This is a genomic window from Longicatena caecimuris, assembly GCF_004341945.1.
Lineage (GTDB): Bacteria > Bacillota_I > Bacilli_A > Erysipelotrichales > Erysipelotrichaceae > Longicatena > Longicatena caecimuris.
Genome location: NZ_SMBP01000027.1, coordinates 15,276 through 34,976, shown reverse-complemented (window position 1 = coordinate 34,976; position 19,701 = coordinate 15,276). Strand labels below are relative to the sequence as shown.

The 19,701-nt window shown below is 36.9% G+C and carries 22 protein-coding genes; 8 read left to right on the top strand and 14 right to left on the bottom strand.

Features of this window, described 5'->3' with window-relative positions; all coding sequences use genetic code 11:
• The first annotated feature begins 465 nt into the window (after positions 1-465).
• Positions 466-1,641: a substrate-binding domain-containing protein gene (locus EDD61_RS12645; protein WP_132225681.1), complete on the top strand. Its 1,176-nt coding sequence runs from the start codon at positions 466-468 to the stop codon at positions 1,639-1,641.
• Between the two features lie 390 nt (positions 1,642-2,031).
• On the opposite strand, the gene EDD61_RS12640 is transcribed toward EDD61_RS12645, so the two are convergent.
• The 8 genes from EDD61_RS12640 to EDD61_RS12605 all read right to left on the bottom strand — a co-directional run bounded on the left by EDD61_RS12640 (position 2,032) and on the right by EDD61_RS12605 (position 8,343).
• Positions 2,032-4,062, bottom strand: a complete 2,031-nt coding sequence (locus tag EDD61_RS12640; RefSeq protein ID WP_132225679.1) for an FtsX-like permease family protein — start codon at positions 4,060-4,062, stop codon at positions 2,032-2,034.
• Positions 4,052-4,819, bottom strand: a complete 768-nt coding sequence (locus EDD61_RS12635; protein ID WP_008690006.1) for an ABC transporter ATP-binding protein — start codon at positions 4,817-4,819, stop codon at positions 4,052-4,054. The genes EDD61_RS12640 and EDD61_RS12635 overlap by 11 nt, the downstream gene beginning before the upstream one ends.
• A gap of 11 nt (positions 4,820-4,830) precedes the next feature.
• The gene (locus EDD61_RS12630) at positions 4,831-5,013 is read right to left on the bottom strand and encodes a hypothetical protein (protein ID WP_008690005.1); all 183 of its coding nucleotides are present in this window, start codon (positions 5,011-5,013) and stop codon (positions 4,831-4,833) included.
• A 351-nt stretch (positions 5,014-5,364) separates the two neighbouring features.
• Entirely contained in the window at positions 5,365-5,589 is a 225-nt protein-coding gene (locus tag EDD61_RS12625) for a hypothetical protein (protein WP_008690004.1), read from the bottom strand.
• 124 nt (positions 5,590-5,713) lie between these two features.
• Positions 5,714-6,727 (bottom strand): sensor histidine kinase, encoded by a 1,014-nt coding sequence (locus EDD61_RS12620; protein WP_008690003.1) that lies wholly within the window; start codon positions 6,725-6,727, stop codon positions 5,714-5,716.
• Positions 6,717-7,391 (bottom strand): response regulator transcription factor, encoded by a 675-nt coding sequence (locus EDD61_RS12615; RefSeq protein WP_008690002.1) that lies wholly within the window; start codon positions 7,389-7,391, stop codon positions 6,717-6,719. Before EDD61_RS12615 ends, EDD61_RS12620 begins: the two co-directional genes overlap by 11 nt.
• Positions 7,392-7,463: 72 nt before the next feature.
• Entirely contained in the window at positions 7,464-7,682 is a 219-nt protein-coding gene (locus EDD61_RS12610; RefSeq protein WP_008690001.1) for a hypothetical protein, read from the bottom strand.
• Positions 7,683-7,758: 76 nt separating this feature from the next.
• The gene (locus EDD61_RS12605) at positions 7,759-8,343 is read right to left on the bottom strand and encodes a LexA family protein (RefSeq protein ID WP_008690000.1); all 585 of its coding nucleotides are present in this window, start codon (positions 8,341-8,343) and stop codon (positions 7,759-7,761) included.
• A 159-nt stretch (positions 8,344-8,502) separates the two neighbouring features.
• On the opposite strand from EDD61_RS12605, the gene dinB reads away from it, so the two are divergent.
• The 4 genes from dinB (at position 8,503) to EDD61_RS13865 (ending at position 11,640) form a co-directional block, all read left to right on the top strand.
• A complete protein-coding gene (gene dinB, locus EDD61_RS12600; RefSeq protein WP_117548366.1) occupies positions 8,503-9,747 on the top strand; it encodes a DNA polymerase IV in 1,245 nt (414 codons plus the stop codon).
• A gap of 5 nt (positions 9,748-9,752) precedes the next feature.
• Positions 9,753-9,995: a hypothetical protein gene (locus EDD61_RS12595; protein WP_226897123.1), complete on the top strand. Its 243-nt coding sequence runs from the start codon at positions 9,753-9,755 to the stop codon at positions 9,993-9,995.
• A 288-nt stretch (positions 9,996-10,283) separates the two neighbouring features.
• Entirely contained in the window at positions 10,284-11,486 is a 1,203-nt protein-coding gene (locus EDD61_RS12590) for an MFS transporter (protein ID WP_119983517.1), read from the top strand.
• 16 nt (positions 11,487-11,502) lie between these two features.
• Complete coding sequence (locus EDD61_RS13865) at positions 11,503-11,640, top strand: hypothetical protein (RefSeq protein WP_008689993.1); 138 nt, start codon at positions 11,503-11,505, stop codon at positions 11,638-11,640.
• A gap of 219 nt (positions 11,641-11,859) precedes the next feature.
• Here the strand turns inward: EDD61_RS13865 and pta are convergent, their stop codons facing one another.
• Complete coding sequence (gene pta / locus EDD61_RS12585; protein WP_132225677.1) at positions 11,860-12,843, bottom strand: phosphate acetyltransferase; 984 nt, start codon at positions 12,841-12,843, stop codon at positions 11,860-11,862.
• Between the two features lie 101 nt (positions 12,844-12,944).
• Here pta and EDD61_RS12580 point away from each other — a divergent pair, with 101 nt between their 5' ends.
• Positions 12,945-13,151 (top strand): DUF378 domain-containing protein, encoded by a 207-nt coding sequence (locus EDD61_RS12580; protein ID WP_008689990.1) that lies wholly within the window; start codon positions 12,945-12,947, stop codon positions 13,149-13,151.
• A 61-nt stretch (positions 13,152-13,212) separates the two neighbouring features.
• On the opposite strand, the gene EDD61_RS12575 is transcribed toward EDD61_RS12580, so the two are convergent.
• The 4 genes from EDD61_RS12575 to EDD61_RS12560 form a co-directional block, all read right to left on the bottom strand.
• The gene (locus EDD61_RS12575) at positions 13,213-13,857 is read right to left on the bottom strand and encodes an N-acetylmuramoyl-L-alanine amidase (RefSeq protein ID WP_008979656.1); all 645 of its coding nucleotides are present in this window, start codon (positions 13,855-13,857) and stop codon (positions 13,213-13,215) included.
• A 307-nt stretch (positions 13,858-14,164) separates the two neighbouring features.
• The gene (locus tag EDD61_RS12570) at positions 14,165-14,965 is read right to left on the bottom strand and encodes an ABC transporter ATP-binding protein (protein ID WP_117548369.1); all 801 of its coding nucleotides are present in this window, start codon (positions 14,963-14,965) and stop codon (positions 14,165-14,167) included.
• Between the two features lie 9 nt (positions 14,966-14,974).
• Positions 14,975-15,886 carry an ABC transporter permease gene (locus tag EDD61_RS12565; protein WP_008689984.1) on the bottom strand — a complete coding sequence of 304 codons (912 nt, stop codon included), beginning with the start codon at positions 15,884-15,886 and terminating at the stop codon, positions 14,975-14,977.
• 9 nt (positions 15,887-15,895) lie between these two features.
• Positions 15,896-16,873 (bottom strand): ABC transporter substrate-binding protein, encoded by a 978-nt coding sequence (locus EDD61_RS12560; protein ID WP_008689983.1) that lies wholly within the window; start codon positions 16,871-16,873, stop codon positions 15,896-15,898.
• A 214-nt stretch (positions 16,874-17,087) separates the two neighbouring features.
• On the opposite strand from EDD61_RS12560, the gene EDD61_RS12555 reads away from it, so the two are divergent.
• Complete coding sequence (locus tag EDD61_RS12555) at positions 17,088-17,594, top strand: cob(I)yrinic acid a,c-diamide adenosyltransferase (RefSeq protein WP_008689982.1); 507 nt, start codon at positions 17,088-17,090, stop codon at positions 17,592-17,594.
• A 13-nt stretch (positions 17,595-17,607) separates the two neighbouring features.
• Positions 17,608-18,081 carry a YbaK/EbsC family protein gene (locus tag EDD61_RS12550; RefSeq protein WP_119983516.1) on the top strand — a complete coding sequence of 158 codons (474 nt, stop codon included), beginning with the start codon at positions 17,608-17,610 and terminating at the stop codon, positions 18,079-18,081.
• 291 nt (positions 18,082-18,372) lie between these two features.
• On the opposite strand, the gene EDD61_RS12545 is transcribed toward EDD61_RS12550, so the two are convergent.
• The gene (locus EDD61_RS12545; RefSeq protein ID WP_132225675.1) at positions 18,373-19,605 is read right to left on the bottom strand and encodes a VanZ family protein; all 1,233 of its coding nucleotides are present in this window, start codon (positions 19,603-19,605) and stop codon (positions 18,373-18,375) included.
• Positions 19,606-19,701 lie beyond the last annotated feature (96 nt).

Sequence of the window (19,701 nt, the reverse complement as noted above, 5' to 3'; positions counted from 1 at the left end):
ACAATAGCTGGACGAGCTCCAGTAAAGATAGCACGTTGCCAGGTAGGAAGACCTGTTCTGAGAAGGACAGGTTTTTTTCTATATAGAGAAAGAAACCTAAACACATTTCTTATGTGAGCGAAACCAATGGCATCACAAGAAGTTGTACTATTTCTGCTTTATCAGAAATAATCTTACTAACCCTTTTACCTATCATGTACTATTACTTAGTCATCTCCTAATATAATCAATACATCTTTTGTTGAAGATTCCTCATGGGGAAATCATATATTGTGATTTCTTTGGAAATCTAAACCTTTCTTAATTTACCTTGTCTTTAAGCATATATCCGATATAATAAAATTGATGATAACAGCTGCACCTTATTAAATCTTTCCTATTCTCAGATTTTTATGTTTCTACTGCTATGTCCTATTGGTTTATCGAAAATAAAAAAAAGCTTGCAAAAGCAGAAGGGAGCTAACTATGATATTAGTATTGATAGGAGCTTTGTGTCTTGCGACGCTATTTACTTTACCATTTGTATATATCTTTCTTTTAAGTATCGTATGGACTACGACACATCCTTTTATTGAATACCTTCTCATTGTAGCAGTGTTGATCCTATATGTATATATATGGTTAATGGTTCTTTATCGTTATCGACGCCATGCCTGGTTATCTTTTCGTAAGCAGCTTTTTATGGTAGTACCATTTTTATCATGCATTGTGATTCTGTTAGCTACATTTGGCTACGATATGTGGGAAAATCGTTATGAAATTAAGGGTACAGAAGTGAATCTCAGTGAATATAAACCATTTCACAGTTATAAAATAGCTACTTTGAATAAGGAAAGTCAATTTCAAATAAAAGATGAACTTGTTCGTTTGGATGGTGCTACTGCCTTATATCCGGTCTATGCATCCTTTGTACAAGCGCTTTATCCTAAGGATGAGTATGATCCATACGTTAGTGAAATCGTTAGCTGCACAACAACACCTACCGCCTATGAACGTCTATTAGAGAAGAAAACAGATCTTATTTTTGTGGCTGCTCCTTCGTCAAAACAGGAGGAAATGTTTAAAAAGCAAAAGGAAGAATTGGTTAAGGTTCCGATTGGTAAGGAAGCATTTGTCTTTTTTGTGAATAAAGATAATCCCGTAACAAATTTGAGCAGTAAACAAATTCGGGATATCTATAGTGGAAAGATAACTAATTGGAAAGAGGTAGGGGGAAAGGATGAAAAGATTCGTGCTTTCCAACGTCCTGAAGGCAGTGGTTCTCAATCAGCGTTGATTCGGTTTATGAATGGTCAATCAATCATGAAACCTATGACAAAGGATGTGCCTGCAGGTATGGGGGCAATTATTTCCGTAACAGCTGAATATGAAAATCGGGATAATGCAATAGGGTATTCTTTCCGTTTTTATACACAGGCAATGAAAAAAAGTAATAAAATCAAGCTCTTACAGATTGATGGAGTCGCCCCAACGGTAGAACATATACGTGATGATATCTACCCTATTACAAGTCCGTTTTATGCGGTTTATGTAAAGGGGAATGAAAATAAAAATCTTATGCGATTGATCAATTGGATACAATCAGATGAAGGCCAGCAATTGATTGAAAAGACTGGTTACGTCTCAATAATACAGAAGTAGTATAAATTGTCTAGTCAAGAAAGATAGCAGGAGATTAGTATCTCTAAGTATTATAAAAATAAAATGAGAATAGAATCAGTCTCTCTTTCATATTATTGCGATTTTATTTAAGTGTTAGTCCTTCTTTTATGCTATAAGTTCTTTATGAATATTAATAAAAGGCAAGCTTTTTGTAGGAAGAGCTCGCCTTTTCGTTGTATGTAAAAACCCCCTAAACTCAGCATTTTATCATAAGCCGCTAAATCGTTATTATCCCATATATACCCATTCAGTATTTCATACGATTACAAGTAAAGGGTGCGAGAAAAGAGGTCTTTATCATAAAAAGAAATTATTTTTAGCAATACAAGAATATTGATACATTTCATAGTTTATAAAACAAATATGACATTATGAACGTAAAATATTTTTATATCCGATATAAGTAATGGCAAAATAAGATCCATAGATAAGTGTGATAATACACGCTGTATAGAAAGAAGGGATAAGGATATCACTTTTACCGAATAATAAAACTAATTCATTTACGACTTGAATACCGATAAAACTATGTAAGAGTGCTAATAATAATGGCAGGAGAAAGTATATACTGATTTGTAAAAAGATAGAACGATTTAACATTTTCTGATCTGTACCAATCTTGGTTAATATCGCATAGTGTTTTTTATTATCATTTGCCTGTGATAACTGTTGAAGTGCTAGGATGATGGCACTAGCAATCATAAAGACGATGCCAAGATATAAACCAATATAAGTAAATATCACCGACATGCCTTTATTGGCTTCTTTAACTATTTGCGCTGAACGTCCTTGAAAAGGATAGTGCTTAGCACTTTTTGTATGTAATTTTTGATTTACCATTTGATCAAATGCAGTTTCCTTGGTAGGGTCTTTTAATTCAACATTCCAAGCTTTTACATAGGGAATCGCATTTGAGGGAATAAGCTCATCCCGTATGATAAAAACAAAGGTATCATATCCGATATTGCTGGAGGTGTACATGGAAACAGCTTCATAAGTATCATTAATTATCGTTAGTGGAGTATTATATAACTGAATAGTAGGATGAGAAGCAAGAATATCAGAAACAGCTTGATCAAACAAAGCCATGGTCGTATAAAGATAAGTTTCATTTGATTTCAAATGAAGTTTAGAATTCCCGGTTTTTTCTAAAACATAATTAAAGTCACTAAGGGGAACCACCAGTATAGAAGTATTTAATTCATTCGTATTTATAAGATTGCGCAGTTCTTTATCGCTTACATATTTACTGAAGGAATGCACATCACTTTGCAGTTTTGTCATATACATGCTAGTGATTCTTGTTTCCTGTATATTAGGATCATCGCTTATTCCAAGTTTATCAATAACTGCTTGAAATTGCTCGTTGTTCATTTGTTTAAGATGTTTTCCCCATGGATATTGTAAAGATAAGGAATAATCAAAAGGGGTCACATTACGTATACTCTTATTAATGGTTGCATTCATGTTCCAGCCGGTAGATAATGCCCCGATACTTATTAACAGCATGATGCAAACAATGCTCATTGAAATATAGTTTGAATTTATTTTGGCATTGATCTGGTTCAGAATAAAGATATTTAAGTTTTTTAAATAAATAGTATGAAATCGTTTGATAATTGTTATCAGAAAGCCAGCCAAAGACATGAAAAATAAGAAAGTTCCTATGCTGCCATAGAGGATGATGGTTGGTAGATGATCGAAGGAAAGTATCAGACTTTTTTCATATAAAGCCTTATGATATGTAAAAGCGAGTATGGCTAGGGAAAGGATAAATAGCGTAAAAGATAAATAAACCTTTTTAATGTGCATGTGTTCAATGATGTGTTCTGCTCTTACTAAGTCTATCAGTTTATAGCGGTTCAAAATGAAGGTATTAAACAACATGACAATAAAAAAGATGATACTAAAGGAGAAAATGGTTAATATAGTGGCATTATTTGAGTAGATAAAATGATAATCTAAAGAAACCTCAAATAAATTGGCGGTGACGCTTGTCAGGATTTGGGAAAGAAAGATGCCGATAAGCATGCCGGTAAACAAGGATAAGATACCGATAATAAATGTTTCATACACCAAGACACGGGATATTTTGTTTTTTGGCATTCCAAGTAGCATATATAAACCAAGTTCTTTTTTTCTGCGCCGAATCAAAAAGTTATTTGCGTATAAAATAAGAAAGGCTAAGACAATAGCAATAAAGATGGAAAGATATTTCATGGTATAAACCAGAATTTTAATCATTTCCATCTGTGATTGACTGACCTCCATGACTGCCTGTTGTTCTTGAAAGGAATTAAACATATAGAACAGACAGACAGAAAAGGCTAAGGTCAAGAAATATATGAGGAAGTCTTTATAACTTTTTCGGACATTGCGCAGGGCAAGTCTAAAGTACATTACTAATGTCACCTCCCAATAGTGTGACAACTTCCATAATACGGGAGAAAAATGCTTTGCGCGTGTCATTACCACGATGAAGTTCGTTGAAAATCTTACCATCCTTGATAAATAAAATACGATGTGCATAGGATGCGGTGAACGCATCGTGGGTTACCATCATGATGGTTGCGTTAAATTCTTGATTTAAATGTTCCATAGTATCTAATAGCATACGACTGGATTTGGAATCTAAAGCACCTGTTGGTTCATCTGCCAATATCAAGCTTGGATTGGTGATTAATGCTCGGGCACTTGCGACACGTTGTTTTTGACCGCCGGACATCTGGTAAGGATATTTTTGTAAAACATCAAGAATATTTAATTTATGAGCTACTTCTTTGATACGTTTATCAATCGTATCTGGTTTCACTTTTTGGATGGTCAATGCTAAAGCAATATTTTCATAAGCATTTAAAGTATCTAACAGATTAAAGTCTTGGAAAATAAAGCCCAATTCTTCACGACGAAATTTGCTTAAGTCACCTTTTTTCAATGTTGTAATATCAGAATCATTGATAAAAATGTGACCACTGGTTACCGTGTCGATGGTAGAGATACAGTTTAACAGTGTCGTCTTTCCAGAACCACTGGGTCCCATCACACCAACAAATTCCCCATGTTCAACAGAAAAGCTGATATTATCAACTGCTTTTGTTATGTTACCGCGATTTCCATAATATTTTTGAATTTTATCTACAACTAATACAGGTTTCATAAGCTCCTCCTTTATTTATGCAAATGCTCATGGATGGCATTAAGTCGATATAATAGTATGGTCATAAGAAATAAGAAGAACAGACACCAGTAAATGCCGGTATGTAAAAATGGTGGCAGCAGAGTCTGTAGAAATAAGAGTATCGCCATACATAAAATACAGCCTTCGATTCGATGATTCCATAATGTTTTCATATCATCACCTCCATGGTACACTCATATTTTACGTTATCTGTGTCTGCTACGCCATGGATGTGTATTACAATATACTTACATTTCTGTAAGTTAGCATTTTTATCATCTTCCACACACATCTCTTATGAGCTTTGTTGTGGACAGATATGTAAATGCATTATCTTATAAAAGAAAGAGGCAGATACGAAAACGTATGTATCCTCACATATAAGAAACGTATATAAAAAAACGCAGTTATCATATCATAAAGAAATGCATAGTATAAAAGCAAACCGTTATCCTTCAAGAAAAATGCTACAGATGCCCCGTTTAAAACAAAGCGTTCTGTAGCTTTTTATCTGCTTACCACAGCTAGGCTAGCAGATCTTGAATTTCTTTTAGAAAAATAGAAACTTCACGTTCACCAAGTGTCTGCTTCAGATACAATCCACAATAATTTTGTAAAAGGTCGCACTGTTCATGAATACGTTTTTGCTCTTCTTCTGTCGTAGCAGCTTTTTCCAATTCTTTTACATAGCGGACAAAGTCAAGCAGAACATAGATAATCAGATAACTGTTTTTTTCACTTGTGTTCATAGTTCTCCCTCCCTGTATGTTCATACTAGCAGAAATTTGTATATTTTACCATAGATATTCCGACATATTATACAATAAAAAGCCTTATATTAAAGGCTTCTAGATAAAATTTATAAAAAATTAATTACTTTAACAGCATCAATGTACTAATGGGAAAATCCAATGTTATAGTAGTGCCTTCACCTTCTGAAGAAGCGGCATGTATACCCAAATATAGTTTATCGCATAAACTCTTACATAAATATAGCCCCATACCGGTTGCTTTCTCATTTATTCGGCCATTTTTACCAGTAAATCCCCGTTCAAAGATGCGTGAAATATCACTTGGACAAATACCGATGCCATTATCCTGAATATGCAGGTGGATCGTATTTTCTTTCCGCTCTGCATAAATGTGCAATGTTTTTTCTTCTTTATCCATGTATTTGATAGCATTTAAAATGATTTGTTCGAGAATAAATTCCAGCCATTTATTATCACTATATACGATTTGGTCAAGATTTGATAATTCTACGCTGATTTTCTGTAAGATAAATATTTTAGAATGCTTGCGTAAAATCTTGGATATACATTCTTGTAGCGATAATTCTTTAATCAGATAATCCTTTTCTACTGATGTGCTGCGGGCATAGAAAAGTGCTTGTTCTACAAAGCTTTCTACTTTTTCTATTTCTTCATGTAAACTATCGGTAATGGCGGATGGATTATTAGAAATCACCAATTTTGCTGCGGCAAGTGGGGTTTTAATTTCATGAACCCACATCTCAATATAATCTTTATAATCGGCTTGTGCACTACGATAAAGGTTGACATGATCAGCCATCGATTTATCTACCTCATGCAATACTTCCATAAGAATTTTACCATCTAAGAATAAGGGCTCTTCCATCATTTCAGTAAGCAAATATTTTTCATCTAAGGATTGTGCGGTATCTAACAAACGTTGATAAAAAGATGCACGGCGTACATATTCAATGATGAGGATTGCCAGCAGCATGCCCCAATATAATAGAGATACAACCATGATGGCCTGCGTATTATTTCCTATGCCATAAAGAAATAGCACGATAATGGCATAGGTCAATAAGCCTAACAAGATGAAATATAGTTTCTCAAATAAATAATCTTTAATCTTCATAAATAATGTATCCCATACCACGTTTTGTCTGAATCAAATCATCCAATCGCAGATATTCCAATTTCTTACGCAGGCGGTTAATATTGACCGTTAAGGTGTTATCATCAACAAACAGATCACAATCCCACATATGCTGCATCAACTCATTGCGGGAAACAATCTTATTTTTATTTTGAAACAGACAATGCATGATGCGTAATTCATTTTTTGTTAAATCAACACTGTTGCCTTTCCAATTGAGGGTGCTTTTGGATATATCTAAGACGATATCATGAATCATCAATTGGTTGCTGGAAGCGTGCTCATAGGAACGCTGTAAGATACGGGAAATTCTTGCTAATAGAATTTGCAGGTTATATGGTTTTGTCACAAAATCATCGGCACCAAGATTCATGCTGATTAATTCATCCATATCAGAATCACGACTTGTGACGATCATGATAGGGAGTTCACTGTTCTTACGTACTTCGCGGCATATAAAATGGCCGTCTACGACAGGAAGGTTTAGATCTAGCAGTAGTAAATCTGGCTTCTGCTGATGAATATCTTCCAGTAAATGATCAAATTCGGCAGGACCAAAGGCCTCATATCCGTTTTTACTTAAAAAATCACAAAGCTCATTACGTATTTTATCGTTATCTTCAATTACCATAATGCGATACATATCATCACCACCTTGGTTTTATTATAGCTTATTTTGTTAAAAATGAAAAAGAAATTCCGGTGGGAATTTCTTCTATGAGGAAATCGGCTCTTCAATTTCCAGCTTTATTTTTACGATATCATAAGCGGAAGGGCTCATGTGATGCATTAATAATTCAATGCGGGCAAGCTCTTCATTTAGAAATAAAAGGGGAATTTCATCCATGCGCAGATGGTGAGAGCTGTGAATGCCGGTATGTGTATCTACGCCTGCAAAAAAACGATGGGTGCGTTTACTGCGAATTGCATACATAATAAAAACCTCCTGTTTAGATTATTGACAAGAGGTAACTGCTTTATACGGTAGTTATACTATATGTATAGGAAATTTAGAATTGTATTTTTGAGTGGAGCACTTTGCCTAAGATTTGAATACGTCCATTGCGAAGATCTTCTCCATGAAATAAACGAGGTTCATAAGTAGGATTGCTGGCGACTAATAGTAAAGAGTCTTCTTTTTTAATAATCTTTTTAATCGTAACTTCTTGTCGATCGACTAAAACAACAGCAATCTCTCCACTATTGACATCGCTACAGCTTTTCACATAAACCAAATCTCCATCATAAATGCGCGATCCGTTCATGGAATCCCCTTGTACTTTTAAATAATAATCACCTTGTCTGGCTTCTTTGCGTGTCACCTCTTCATAACCAAGTAGATTTTCTTGTGCAAATAAATCATAACCGGCTTTCACATATCCCAAAATAGGTTTTATCTGGTTGTTTAGGCATGCCTCTACATTAATGCCAAATAATTCCGAGAGTTTTTCCAGTTTCGCCTGAGGTATGTTTTTTGATTCCCCGGATTCCCATCGTTTAACAGTGGATTTTGCTACACCGACATAATCTCCTATAGCTTCCAGACTCAGATGCTCACTAGCACGATAATAACGAATCAGTTCACTTAATGTCATAGCGTGCACCTCACTTTACTTTAGTTTACCATAACTTTTCATTTGTGACAAGTTTTTGGAACACTTGATATAATAATGAGAGGAAAAGTTATCCAATGTTCCAAATTTTATTGAAAAGTGGAACAAAAGAGGTATAATAAATGCGAAAGGCGGGATAATATGCAGGAACGTGTGATTTTACACAGCGATATCAACCATTGTTATGCGCAAATTGAGGAAATGCGACATCCGGAGCTGCGAAAGATACCGATGGCGGTCGGTGGTCATGAAGAGGCTCGCCATGGCATAATTTTAGCAAAGAATGATATGGCAAAAGCTTATCATATTAAAACAGGTGAATCTTTACGTGAGGCTTATGCAAAATGTCCGCAGTTGAAAATCATACATCCGGATTATGAAGCTTATATGTATTATACGGAGCAGGTAAAGGACATTTATCGGGCATACACGGATAAAGTGGAATCTTTTGGTTTAGATGAAGCATGGATTGATTTGACACAATCGATTTCTTTATTTGGCAGCGGAAAAGCGATTGCGCAAGAGATTCAGAAGCGAGTATGGCAGGAAATAGGATTAAGCGTTTCCATCGGAGTCAGTTATAATAAGATTTTTGCGAAACTTGGTTCCGATATGCAAAAGCCAATGGGGCTTGTGGAAATTCGCAAGGATAATTATCAGACACTGGTTTGGCCATTGCCGGTAGAAGATTTATTTTATGTGGGCAGAGCTACCAAAAAGAAACTGCGTTATTATGGTATTGATACGATTGGTGATTTGGCTAATTTATCAAAGGGATGGATGAAAGATCATTTTGGCAAGATGGGAGAGCTTATCTGGTGGTTTGCGAATGGCGAAGATATTTCCGAAGTGGCATTGAGTGGAGCGAAAGAGCCGGTAAAATCCGTAGGGAATGCCATTACGGCTCCAAGAGATATCAATACCTTTGAGGAAGCGAAGATTATTTATTATGTTTTAGTTGAATCCGTAGCTTCAAGAATGCGTGACAGTGGATTGAGGGGAAATGTAATCAGCATTTCTTTGCGCAATAAAGAATTATCCTGGTTTTCAAGACAGCGTAAGATCATGCAAGCTACCAATATTGCGCAGGAAATCATGCTGGTCGTATTGCAGTTATTAAAAGAAAATTATACTTTTGAACAACCGTTGCGAACGATAGGAGTAAGTGTAAGTGGCATTGAGGATGATCAAGCACTTACACAATTAAATTTATTTACCAGTGAAGAAGAGCGACAGCGCCAGAAGCAATTAGAAATCAGTATTGATCAGATACGCAATCGTTTTGGTTTTGCGAAAGTGCGACGCTGTGTAACATTGCTGACACCGGATCTCTCAGAATTTAATCCTAAGGAAGAACATGTGATTCATCCGGTATCCTTCTTTTAAGTATGATGAAACTGTATAAGCGCTATGTGGATGTATTGACTTTACATGATCGCTATGGCAATCTGATACCCAAGGTCATGATATGGGACAATGGCATGGAATATCCAATTGATCGGGTATTGGAAATCCGCAAGTCAGCATCACAGGTAGGAGGATGTGGCATCTTATATCGCTGTCGTATAGCAGGGGTTGAACGTAATTTATTTCTAGAGAGAACTCGCTGGTTTATTGAAAGTGCAAAACCTTGATTGACGAGGATAAAAATTATCTTTATAATAAAAAAGAAAGGCGGTGAGCAGAATGCTGTATCGGGTATTCAAAAAGCATCGAAGAGCAGAGGGCTTCGCAGTGAAAACAGTGTTGTGCGAAGCCGTTGTCTTAAAAATAGATAGTATCGGTCAATAAACAAAGTTCTTTGTTTTTTTCGTCATATAAAAATAATATGCTGTTTCACATGATAAAGACTTACGCGAATTTTTTTAACAAGGCGAAGTCTTTTCTTTATGTTTTGTATCTTATAAAAAGGGAGTATGATTATGCAATTATGGAAACAGAATAGTATTAAATTTTTAAGTGCCCAAACAATTTCATTATTTGGATCCAGTATCGTTCAATTTGCAATCATCTGGCAAATTACTCTGCAAAGCAAATCCGGTGTTATGATGAGTGTTGCTACGATTTGTGGTTATGTTCCGCAAATGTTGATATCCATGTTTGCAGGGGTGTTAGCAGATCGTTTTTCGCGGCGTAATTTGATTATGTGGAGCGATGGTATAATTGCGTTTTCCACATGGATCGTCGCTATGGCATTTTTAACAGGCTATCAGGAAATGTGGATGCTGTATGTTGTTTTACTTATCCGCTCTGCAGGAAGTGGTATCCAAATGCCGGCTGTAAATGCTTTATTGCCACAGCTAGTGCCACAGGAGCATTTACTGCAGATAAATAGTATATATAGTGTTATTAATTCGCTGATGATGTTTTTATCTCCTATCATCAGTGGGCTGCTGTTAACACTTATGCCTTTAGAAATAGCTTTTTTCCTTGATGTGATAACTGCCCTCATTGGCAATGGCATTATGCTGTTGGTAAGGGTGGATTCACAAAAGCTAAACGCAAACAAGAAAAAGACGATGCAGATGATGAAAGAAGGATGGCAGTATATAAGACATCATGACATGCTGTCTAAGCTGCTGCTCTTTATCTTCTTTGTTATGGTATTTATATCACCTGCTGCTTTTATGACACCGTTATTGGTTGCACGTAATTTTCATGGAACCGTATATGCTCTTTCTATCAGCGAAATGATGTTTGCCTTAGGTGCTGTTGTTGGCGGTGTCTTGATGAGCATCTGGGGACATCGCCAAAGGCATATTACAATGCTGCTATACTCAACTTTTGTTTATGGTGCATTCATGTTGGTATTAGGAATGGCCGTTAATTTTGCAGTGTATTTAGGTGCTAATTTTCTGATAGGCATATGTATGCCTTGTTTTCAAACGTCTTATCAAACGTATCTGCAAGAGCATGTAGAATCTTTCTTACAAGGTAGGGTATTTGGTGCTGTACAGATCATAAATGCCTGTGCGTTGCCTTTAGGCACTGTAGTGTTTGGACCTTTGGCAGATTATATCGCATTGAAATGGATATTTTGTGTCTGTGCTCTGACGGTTATGCTTTGTGTCATTTTTTTTGTTAGCTATATACATAGAATCAGCGATAAGCATCCACGCTACTAGCGACTGAGGTGAGAATATGAAAAAGCAGAAAGCAAAACCAGCCACAAATAAAAAACCGGCCAAAAAGGATGCCGGTAATAATCAGTGGACCAATGCCAATCTAAAGTATTATCCTGATGAAAGGGAACCTAAAAACGGTCCTTCGGGAGAATAACATTGTCCACAGGTTATGGTAAGTCAGACTTTGGTCTGGCTTTCTTTTTTGTTTTTAGTTAAACATTTCGCAATGAACATGACGATAATTCTCTAATTTATCGAAAGCATAATTAATGTTGCTATTTCAGCATTTTGATCAAGCTTGGCAGAGTGCATAAAAACGTGTTTTGAAATTCTATTATCTTTCAAGTGCTCATTATAATTTTTCGGGAAATCATCAACGTTCTTTTTGCATAGCGGTAATGATTGCCATTTTATATATTTCATCTATGCTGGCAGAACGGGATAAGTCATTCATTGGCAAACGAACGCCTTGCAAAATAGGTCCTAATGCCTCATAGCCTCCTAAATTAGCAACAAGCTTATATCCGATATTGCCGGAATTCAAATCAGGAAAGATCAGTACATTGGCTTCTCCTTTGATGGGGCTGTTAGGTGCTTTTAGCTCTGCCACTTGAGGGTTTAATGCACAATCTACCTGTAACTCACCATCGACAATATAATCCAAGGGCATATGAGAAAGACGTATGGCGGTTTCATGTACTAGGTCAACATCAATACCACTGCCACTTCCTTTACTAGAATAGGATAGGAGTGCCACTTTTGGCGTTAAGCCGAAAGCTTTTGCACTTTCAGCACTTTGCAATGTGATTTCCACCAATTGATCAACATTGGGATTGCGATTCATGGAACAATCTGCAAAAATTAGGCGCTGTTCTTTTTTTAGCATTAGAAAACAACTGGACATAAAACTACAACCGGGCTTCGTTTTTACCAATTGCATAATGGGACGTAAGGTATCTGCAGTAGAATTGGTAGAACCGCCAAGTAAGCCATCGGCATACCCCATTTCAACATACATTGTACAAAAATACGTATCCTTTTGTATCCATTCCTCTGCCATTTTGCGATCTGCTTTTCCTTTGCGCAGTTCCAGCATTCGCAATAGCATCTGTTCTTTATCGGCAAACGCATCCGGATCAAGGATTTCCAGTTTACGGATATCTAAATGTTCTTTACTCGCTACTTCTTTAATGCGATCCCGTTTTCCATAAACAATCGGGTGTAGCACGTTTTTATCAATTAATTTTTGGGCGGCATGTAAAACGCGTGGATCGGTTCCTTCCGTGAAGAGGATTCTTGTCTTTGCATCAAGTTTTTGCATGATGACACCAGCTTTCTTATCTTCTGCCTTAATCATAACAGAAATTTATGAAAAAGGTATTGCCAAAATAACCGCAATTTGATGATGTATAAAAAGGGATGTGTTGAGCATACTATGAACAAGGAGGCTGAATAAACATGAAAGCATTGAATTATATAGCTCTTTCTCTGGTAATTGTTGGAGCTGTTAACTGGGGTCTTATTGGATTTTTAGATTTTAATCTGGTAGATGCCTTGTTTGGAACAGGATCTGTATTATCCAGAATCATCTATGCAGTTGTAGGTGTATGTGGTTTATACGCCTTGAGCTTCTTTGCTCGCATAGATACACCGCATAGAGATTAAGGAGAAGCGTTTCTCCTTTTTTTATGCTATGTATTTTTTATATGGCGTTAGATCGTTTCGCCTAATCGCAATTCTTCATTTCTTGGAAAATGCCTTCAGCAATCAGTTTGGCAAGAGCTTTTCGTTTGTCGGGATGATTTAGAATTTGTTTATCTGTTGTTTGATCTAGATAACCGACTTCAATTAGGATGGAATTCATTAAGGTATTGCGTACTACATACAAACGATTACCATCAAATACACCATTATTGCGGATGTCTTTTTGTGTAGCTAGAGCAGCAGATACAGCGTTTGCTAAAGCAGTTCCTTTTTTGTTTGTATAGATTTCAAAGCCATGTGCCAGATGATTGTTCGAGGCGTTCGCGTGCAAGGAAACAAAGTATTTGCAGGAAGTATGATTGGCAAGTTGTACCCGACGCTTTAAATCGCTAAGTTCATTTTCACCTAAGGCTTCATCTTTATAGCGTGTCATATGAACTTTAATTCCTTTTTGCTCTAAGCATCGGCGCACTTCATGTGCCATTTCAAGATTAAAATCTTTCTCCATGAATCCACCATACACCGCACCGCTGTCCTGTCCGCCATGCCCTGCATCAAGGATGACTTCACACTTATCATAGGCAGGAGCTTTCTGTTGGAATAGCCGTGTGGCAATGAGCAAAGTTCCAACCGTCACAATCATGTATTTTAAAGTTTTCTTACGCATAATTTCATCTCCTTCGTTAAGTTAAAGTATAACGAAGAATACTTACGAAAAAGGTAACGCTTTCTTTCTAAAACCTTAATACTTTCTGAATAAATGAAGTACCATGCATATGACGGTGAAATAGGGGCTTAGCTATACGCTTACGAATATAGGATGGTTTTCTAAAAGTAAAACCGTAAGGATAATCTTACTGCATATAGAAAAAGGCTGTCGCTATGTGAAGGAAACCCAATTCTTTGAACAACCAAAGGAAAGGGTTCTTTTCACTTTAAAAACAGCCGTTTTTTATATGCTAATACTCTTATTTTTATTGGGCACTGAATGCTAATTCATCATCTAGGGCATCAATCATATTTAAAGAGTTAAATTTCTCTATCAATTTCTCAACAGTTAAGGTTTTCTTTTCTTCACCTTTAATGTCTAATATGATATCTCCCTTATGGAACATTAATAAACGATCTCCATATGTGATGGCATGTTTTAGATTATGAGTGATCATAATCGTCGTCATCTTCTTTTCTTTTACGATTTTATCTGTCAGATGAATGATCAAATCACTTGTTTTGGGATCAAGTGCAGCCGTATGCTCATCCAATAGTAGTACTTCCGGTTTAATTAAGGTTGCCATTAATAAGGATAAAGCTTGGCGCTGCCCACCGGATAAAGCGCCTACTAAGACTTCCAGCTTATCTTCTAAGCCTAATTGCATATTTGTTAATTCTTCCTTAAATAAAGGGATTAAGGAACGATCAACACCTTTTGTTAAACCAAAGGCTTTCCCTTTATTATAAGCCATCGCCATATTTTGTAAGATGGTTAAAGAAGGTGCTGTTCCTTTTTGCGGGTCTTGAAAAACACGTCCGATATATTGGGAGCGTTTATGTTCGGGAACCTTGGAAATATCTTGCTTCTGAAAGCTGATTTTTCCACTGTCTTGCAGGATATTGCCACTAATGATATTAAAGAAAGTAGATTTACCACTGCCATTGGAACCAATGATCGTCACAAATTCTCCATCTTCAATTGCAACATTCAAATCTGTAAACAGAACGACCTCATTTGCACTTCCTTTGTTGAAGGTCTTTTTTATGTGTTCTAATTTTAACATATCGTCACCTCAATTTTTTATCGAGCGATGAAAGAATTTTGCCATCACTCCATTGCCAAGAATCAATACCAGGATGAAGATAATCGACATGATCAAACGCAGATACGTCGATGGAAATCCGGCATTTAAGGCAGCGGCAATGGCAAAACGATAAACGATGGCACCAAGCACAACGCTGGTAGTAAAGCCAATGAAGCGGGAGCGTTTAAATAAGGTGATTCCCATGATGACGCTGGCTAAGCCTAAGACAATCATGCCAGTACCCAGATCTGCGGTAAAGGAGCGCAGAAACTGTGAAATTAAAGCACCGGAAACGGCGGCATACCCATTGCTTAAGGCCAGTCCATTCATTTTGATCCAACCGATATCTTTTCCTAAGGTGGCAATCAATTGTGGATTATCTCCGGCTATTCTCATTAAGAATCCATATTTGGTTTGTAAGAACCAATCTATTAGCAGCTTCATAAGGAGGACCAGTACAAGGAGAATGATTACAGGCCAAAGTTTCATGATCCATTCTCCCATGGTGCCGCCTACCATATCCGCAATTGCATTTCCATAGGTAAATATCGTATCATAAGAGAATAAAGGAATCAAACTGGAATTACCTGCGACAATAAGGTTGATAGAGTATAAAGCAGTCATGACCAGTATACCGCTTAATAAGGAGGATATGCGAAATTTCACATGGAGGATTCCGGTCGCATACCCAGCTAGTACCCCGGCAATGAAAGCAGCGATGAGGACAACAAAAGGATTCCATCCTTGGGTAATAAAGATTGCTCCTACTGCTGCGCCTAAGGGAAAGCTTCCTTCTACCGTCAAATCCGCATAATCCAATACTTGATAGGTCAGTAACACACCGATGGCCAATATGCCATAGGCAAGGCCTTGTGCCACTACATCTAGTAAGAAATCCATATCATCACCTTATTCTTCAATGAAGGTCGCACGTTTTGCCAAATCATCAGGAATGTTGATTTGGAGTTTTTCGGCAACTTTTTTATTAATCATCAGTTTGGTTTCTTTCGCTGTTTCAACAGGGATAGCAGATGGTTTTTTTCCATTTACCAAAATATCATAAGCCATAGCACCAGCCTGTTCTCCTAGTTTTTCATAGCTGATGGAATCACTAGCCAAAAGACCTGATTTCATTTGTCCATCTTCTGCCGCAAATACCGGGATTTTGGCATTTGTTGCCTTATCCGTAATGGTTGCGGTGGCAGCTACGACAGAGTTATCTGTAATGTTATAAATGCAGTCACAGCTACTTGCCAGCTGTTGTGCCGCTGTTGTAATTTCAGAAGCTTGAGAAATACCTTTCTTTACTACGGTAAAGCCGTAATCAGGTGCCATTTTTTCAACTTGTTCTACCTGTAACTTACCATTTGGCTCACCAATATTATAGATCATACCAATTTTTTTAGCTTTTGGTAAGAAGGTGCGAATGAGTTTAACTTGTGTTTCTAAAGGTGCTGCATCTGATACACCAGTAATATTCGCTCCCGGTTCTTCATTGCTTTTTACCAGCTTGGCATCTACGGCATCCGTTACCGCATTAAAAACTACCGGTGTGTCTTTGCCTACGGTTGCATTCGCCGCAGCTAATGCAGAAGGTGTCGCAATGGCATAAATCAAATCGACATCATCAGAGACGAATTGTTTTGTGATAATATCGTTTGTGGCTGTATCACCTAGGGCATTCTTTTCAACGAATTCAACTTCAATGCCTTTCCCCTTGAGATATTTCGTAAAACCTTCTTTGGCACTATCCAAAGCCGGGTGTGTCATGTGTTGAACGATACCTATTTTGTACGTTTTGGCGGTTTCTGGTTTTGCTTCCTCGTTTTTTGTGCCACATCCACTGATGAGCAGACAGACAGCGAGAATTCCCATTAATTTTTTCATTGTTTCTCCTCTTTTCTTTTCCATATTATAGTTATGATGATACCTTCTTTTGTATGTAAAATCAACATTTTCATGAAAATATTTGCAAATAAATGCATTGCGCTTACATTTATTATTATAAAATGTAAATATATTCAGTAATATCTGAATCTTCAAAGACAGATAGCCAACTCTGTGCTATACTAATACACAAACAGAAAGTAGGTGTTGCAGCATGCTGCATATTTATCATGGGGATGGTAAAGGAAAAACAACAGCCGCTTTGGGCTTGGTGATGCGCGAGCTGGGTCATGCACAAAAAGTGCTTGTTGTACAGTTTCTTAAGGATGGCAAGAGTGGGGAAATATCCTTTCTCAAACAGCAGCCACTTGTGACCTGCTTGTATTCTCCTATGCCAAAATTGTTTTACTATCAGATGGGGCAGGAAATGCGCGTAACAACGGCCTTATCTCAGCATGCCTTGTTTGAAACGGCGGAACAAACAGCTGCACAATATGCTTGCATTCTTCTGGATGAAGCTTTGGATGCATTGCAGTTGGGGATTCTTCAGGAAATTGAAATGCTTGCCTTTCTGAACGCAAACAAAGCGCGTGAAATTATACTAACGGGGCGCAATCCATCAAAGAACATTCTCGCATGTGGGGATTATATAACCCAGATGAAGCTAGAGAAGCATCCCTATCAAAAACAGCAGGCACCACGTAAAGGTGTGGAATATTAAGGAGGATAGCAAAATGGCAATTGAACTTGTACGCGAATATTTAAAAACTTATGGAAGAGAACAGGATATCATTGAACTGGATACATCAAGTGCAACGGTGGAATTAGCAGCTGCTGCGTTAGGCACAGAACCTGCTCATATCGCAAAATCAATGTCTTTTATGGGGAGTGATGGAGCACTCATCGTGGTATGTGCAGGCGATACAAAGGTCGATAATCATAAGTTTAAGGAATCTTTTGGAGTAAAAGCTAAAATGTTGCGAGGAGAGGATGTGGAGAAATATACCAATCATGCGATTGGCGGTGTCTGTCCTTTTGCAATACCACAGGATACCAAGGTGTATTTAGATGTATCATTAAAACGTTTTGCGCATGTCTATCCAGCATGTGGCAGTGCTAATTCAGCCATTCGTTTAACCTGTGAAGAACTCGCTGAATTAATTGGAAACGCTACATGGGTTGATGTCTGTAAGATCATAGAAAGCTAAGAGTTGCATGCATATGTGACTTTTTTTTGCGAAACATAAAGTTTCTTCCGGTAGTATCAAAAGATTCATCATACTTTTAGCATTATATTTAGACACCACAAGTTCGATAGCTTTGATCATGGTGCTAACCAACAAACTAGGTTGTGGTTTAGGTTTATCTATTTCATGCATAAGATGGGTGGTAAGATCTATGCGCAGATAAAAGATGATGACATGGCTTTTACCCTTGTCTTTTCATATTGATCAAATATAGAAAAAAAGCAGTTATCTGCTTTTTTCTAACGAATTTGATTATAGTGTGTTTTCTATGTTTTCTTCAGCAACTTCTTCTGTGTTTGCGGTCTCTATCTTAGTTTCTTGCACAGCGGCTTTTGTAGTAACTTGAATCATAGAGTGATTTTTTAATTTCACAAGGCGTTCAAAATAGGCTGTTTTATTATGATGAAAGAGCATATGAATGCCTGTTTTTAGGGAAACCAAATAGAATGCGCATAGCAGCACGGCCAATGCCAATATGCAAATCTGATAGGTGGAAGGTATGGAAAAATAAATATCAAACAGCATCAATAACATTAATGGTATTGGCAATATAAATAGATACAGAGGAAAGAAATGTAGAAAATATTGATACCATTTTGGTCGTTCATCTTCCTCATTCACCAATTTTATCTTCACTAAGGCCTTACCGAAGGTCCAGCCTTTGGTAAAAATAGGCAAAATAAACAATAGTAGGGTAACAGAACATACAAGACAGCCATAAAAAACAAGGAGTGTTTGAAGGAAAGTTGTAATCGTAAAGTATTTTGTACATATATAATAAAGCAGAAAAGAAGCAATAAGGATAAATAGAACATCGCTGAAGAAGGCAACGACTCTACGCATTGAGGTAACCTGCTGTCCTTTTTGGAAGGCTTCTTCATCTAACTTTAAACGTGTTGGTAAGAAATGGACAAAGATAGGTGTTAAAACATAGCCACACATACCGCCAAAACTATTCGTGATAAGATCATCCACATCAAATAAACGATAAGGACGTGGATAAATACCAAATAGTGCACTTAGCTGCAGACATTCAAAGGATAAGGATAACATAAAACTGCCAAGCAGCGTTTTCTTCCAACTATATTGAAAATAGTAACGCAGATATACACCGAAAGGAACGGTTAATAAAACATTAAAGATGATTAAGTATAAGCTAGGCTCATTAAAGGCAGTTAAGTAAGTGGCGGGATCATTCCAGACGAGTGAGGTTGATGTTGTAAATTCCATTAAGGATTTAAAAGGAATCAGCTGCATGATTGGTTTGGTGTAATGCTGTACTTCTTCAATAGGTGGTAAAGGAAGGCTTACTAAGAAATACGCACAAAGTAGATAAAAGATAAAAGAATAGATAATCAAGACACGCAAAAAGAGGATACTGCCATAACGGCGGTATTGTATGATGATATAGGGAATCGTAAAAAGAGCTGCTAAAAAAGGAAAGATAAGCATTGCAGCAGTAATGGGAATCAGATATACAGACATAGACAAATACTCCTTCACTGTTTCGTATTATACCATAAGTTATCTTTTCATAGAAGAAAACAATAGGGCTTTAGGTATAAGCATGAAAGTATTCGA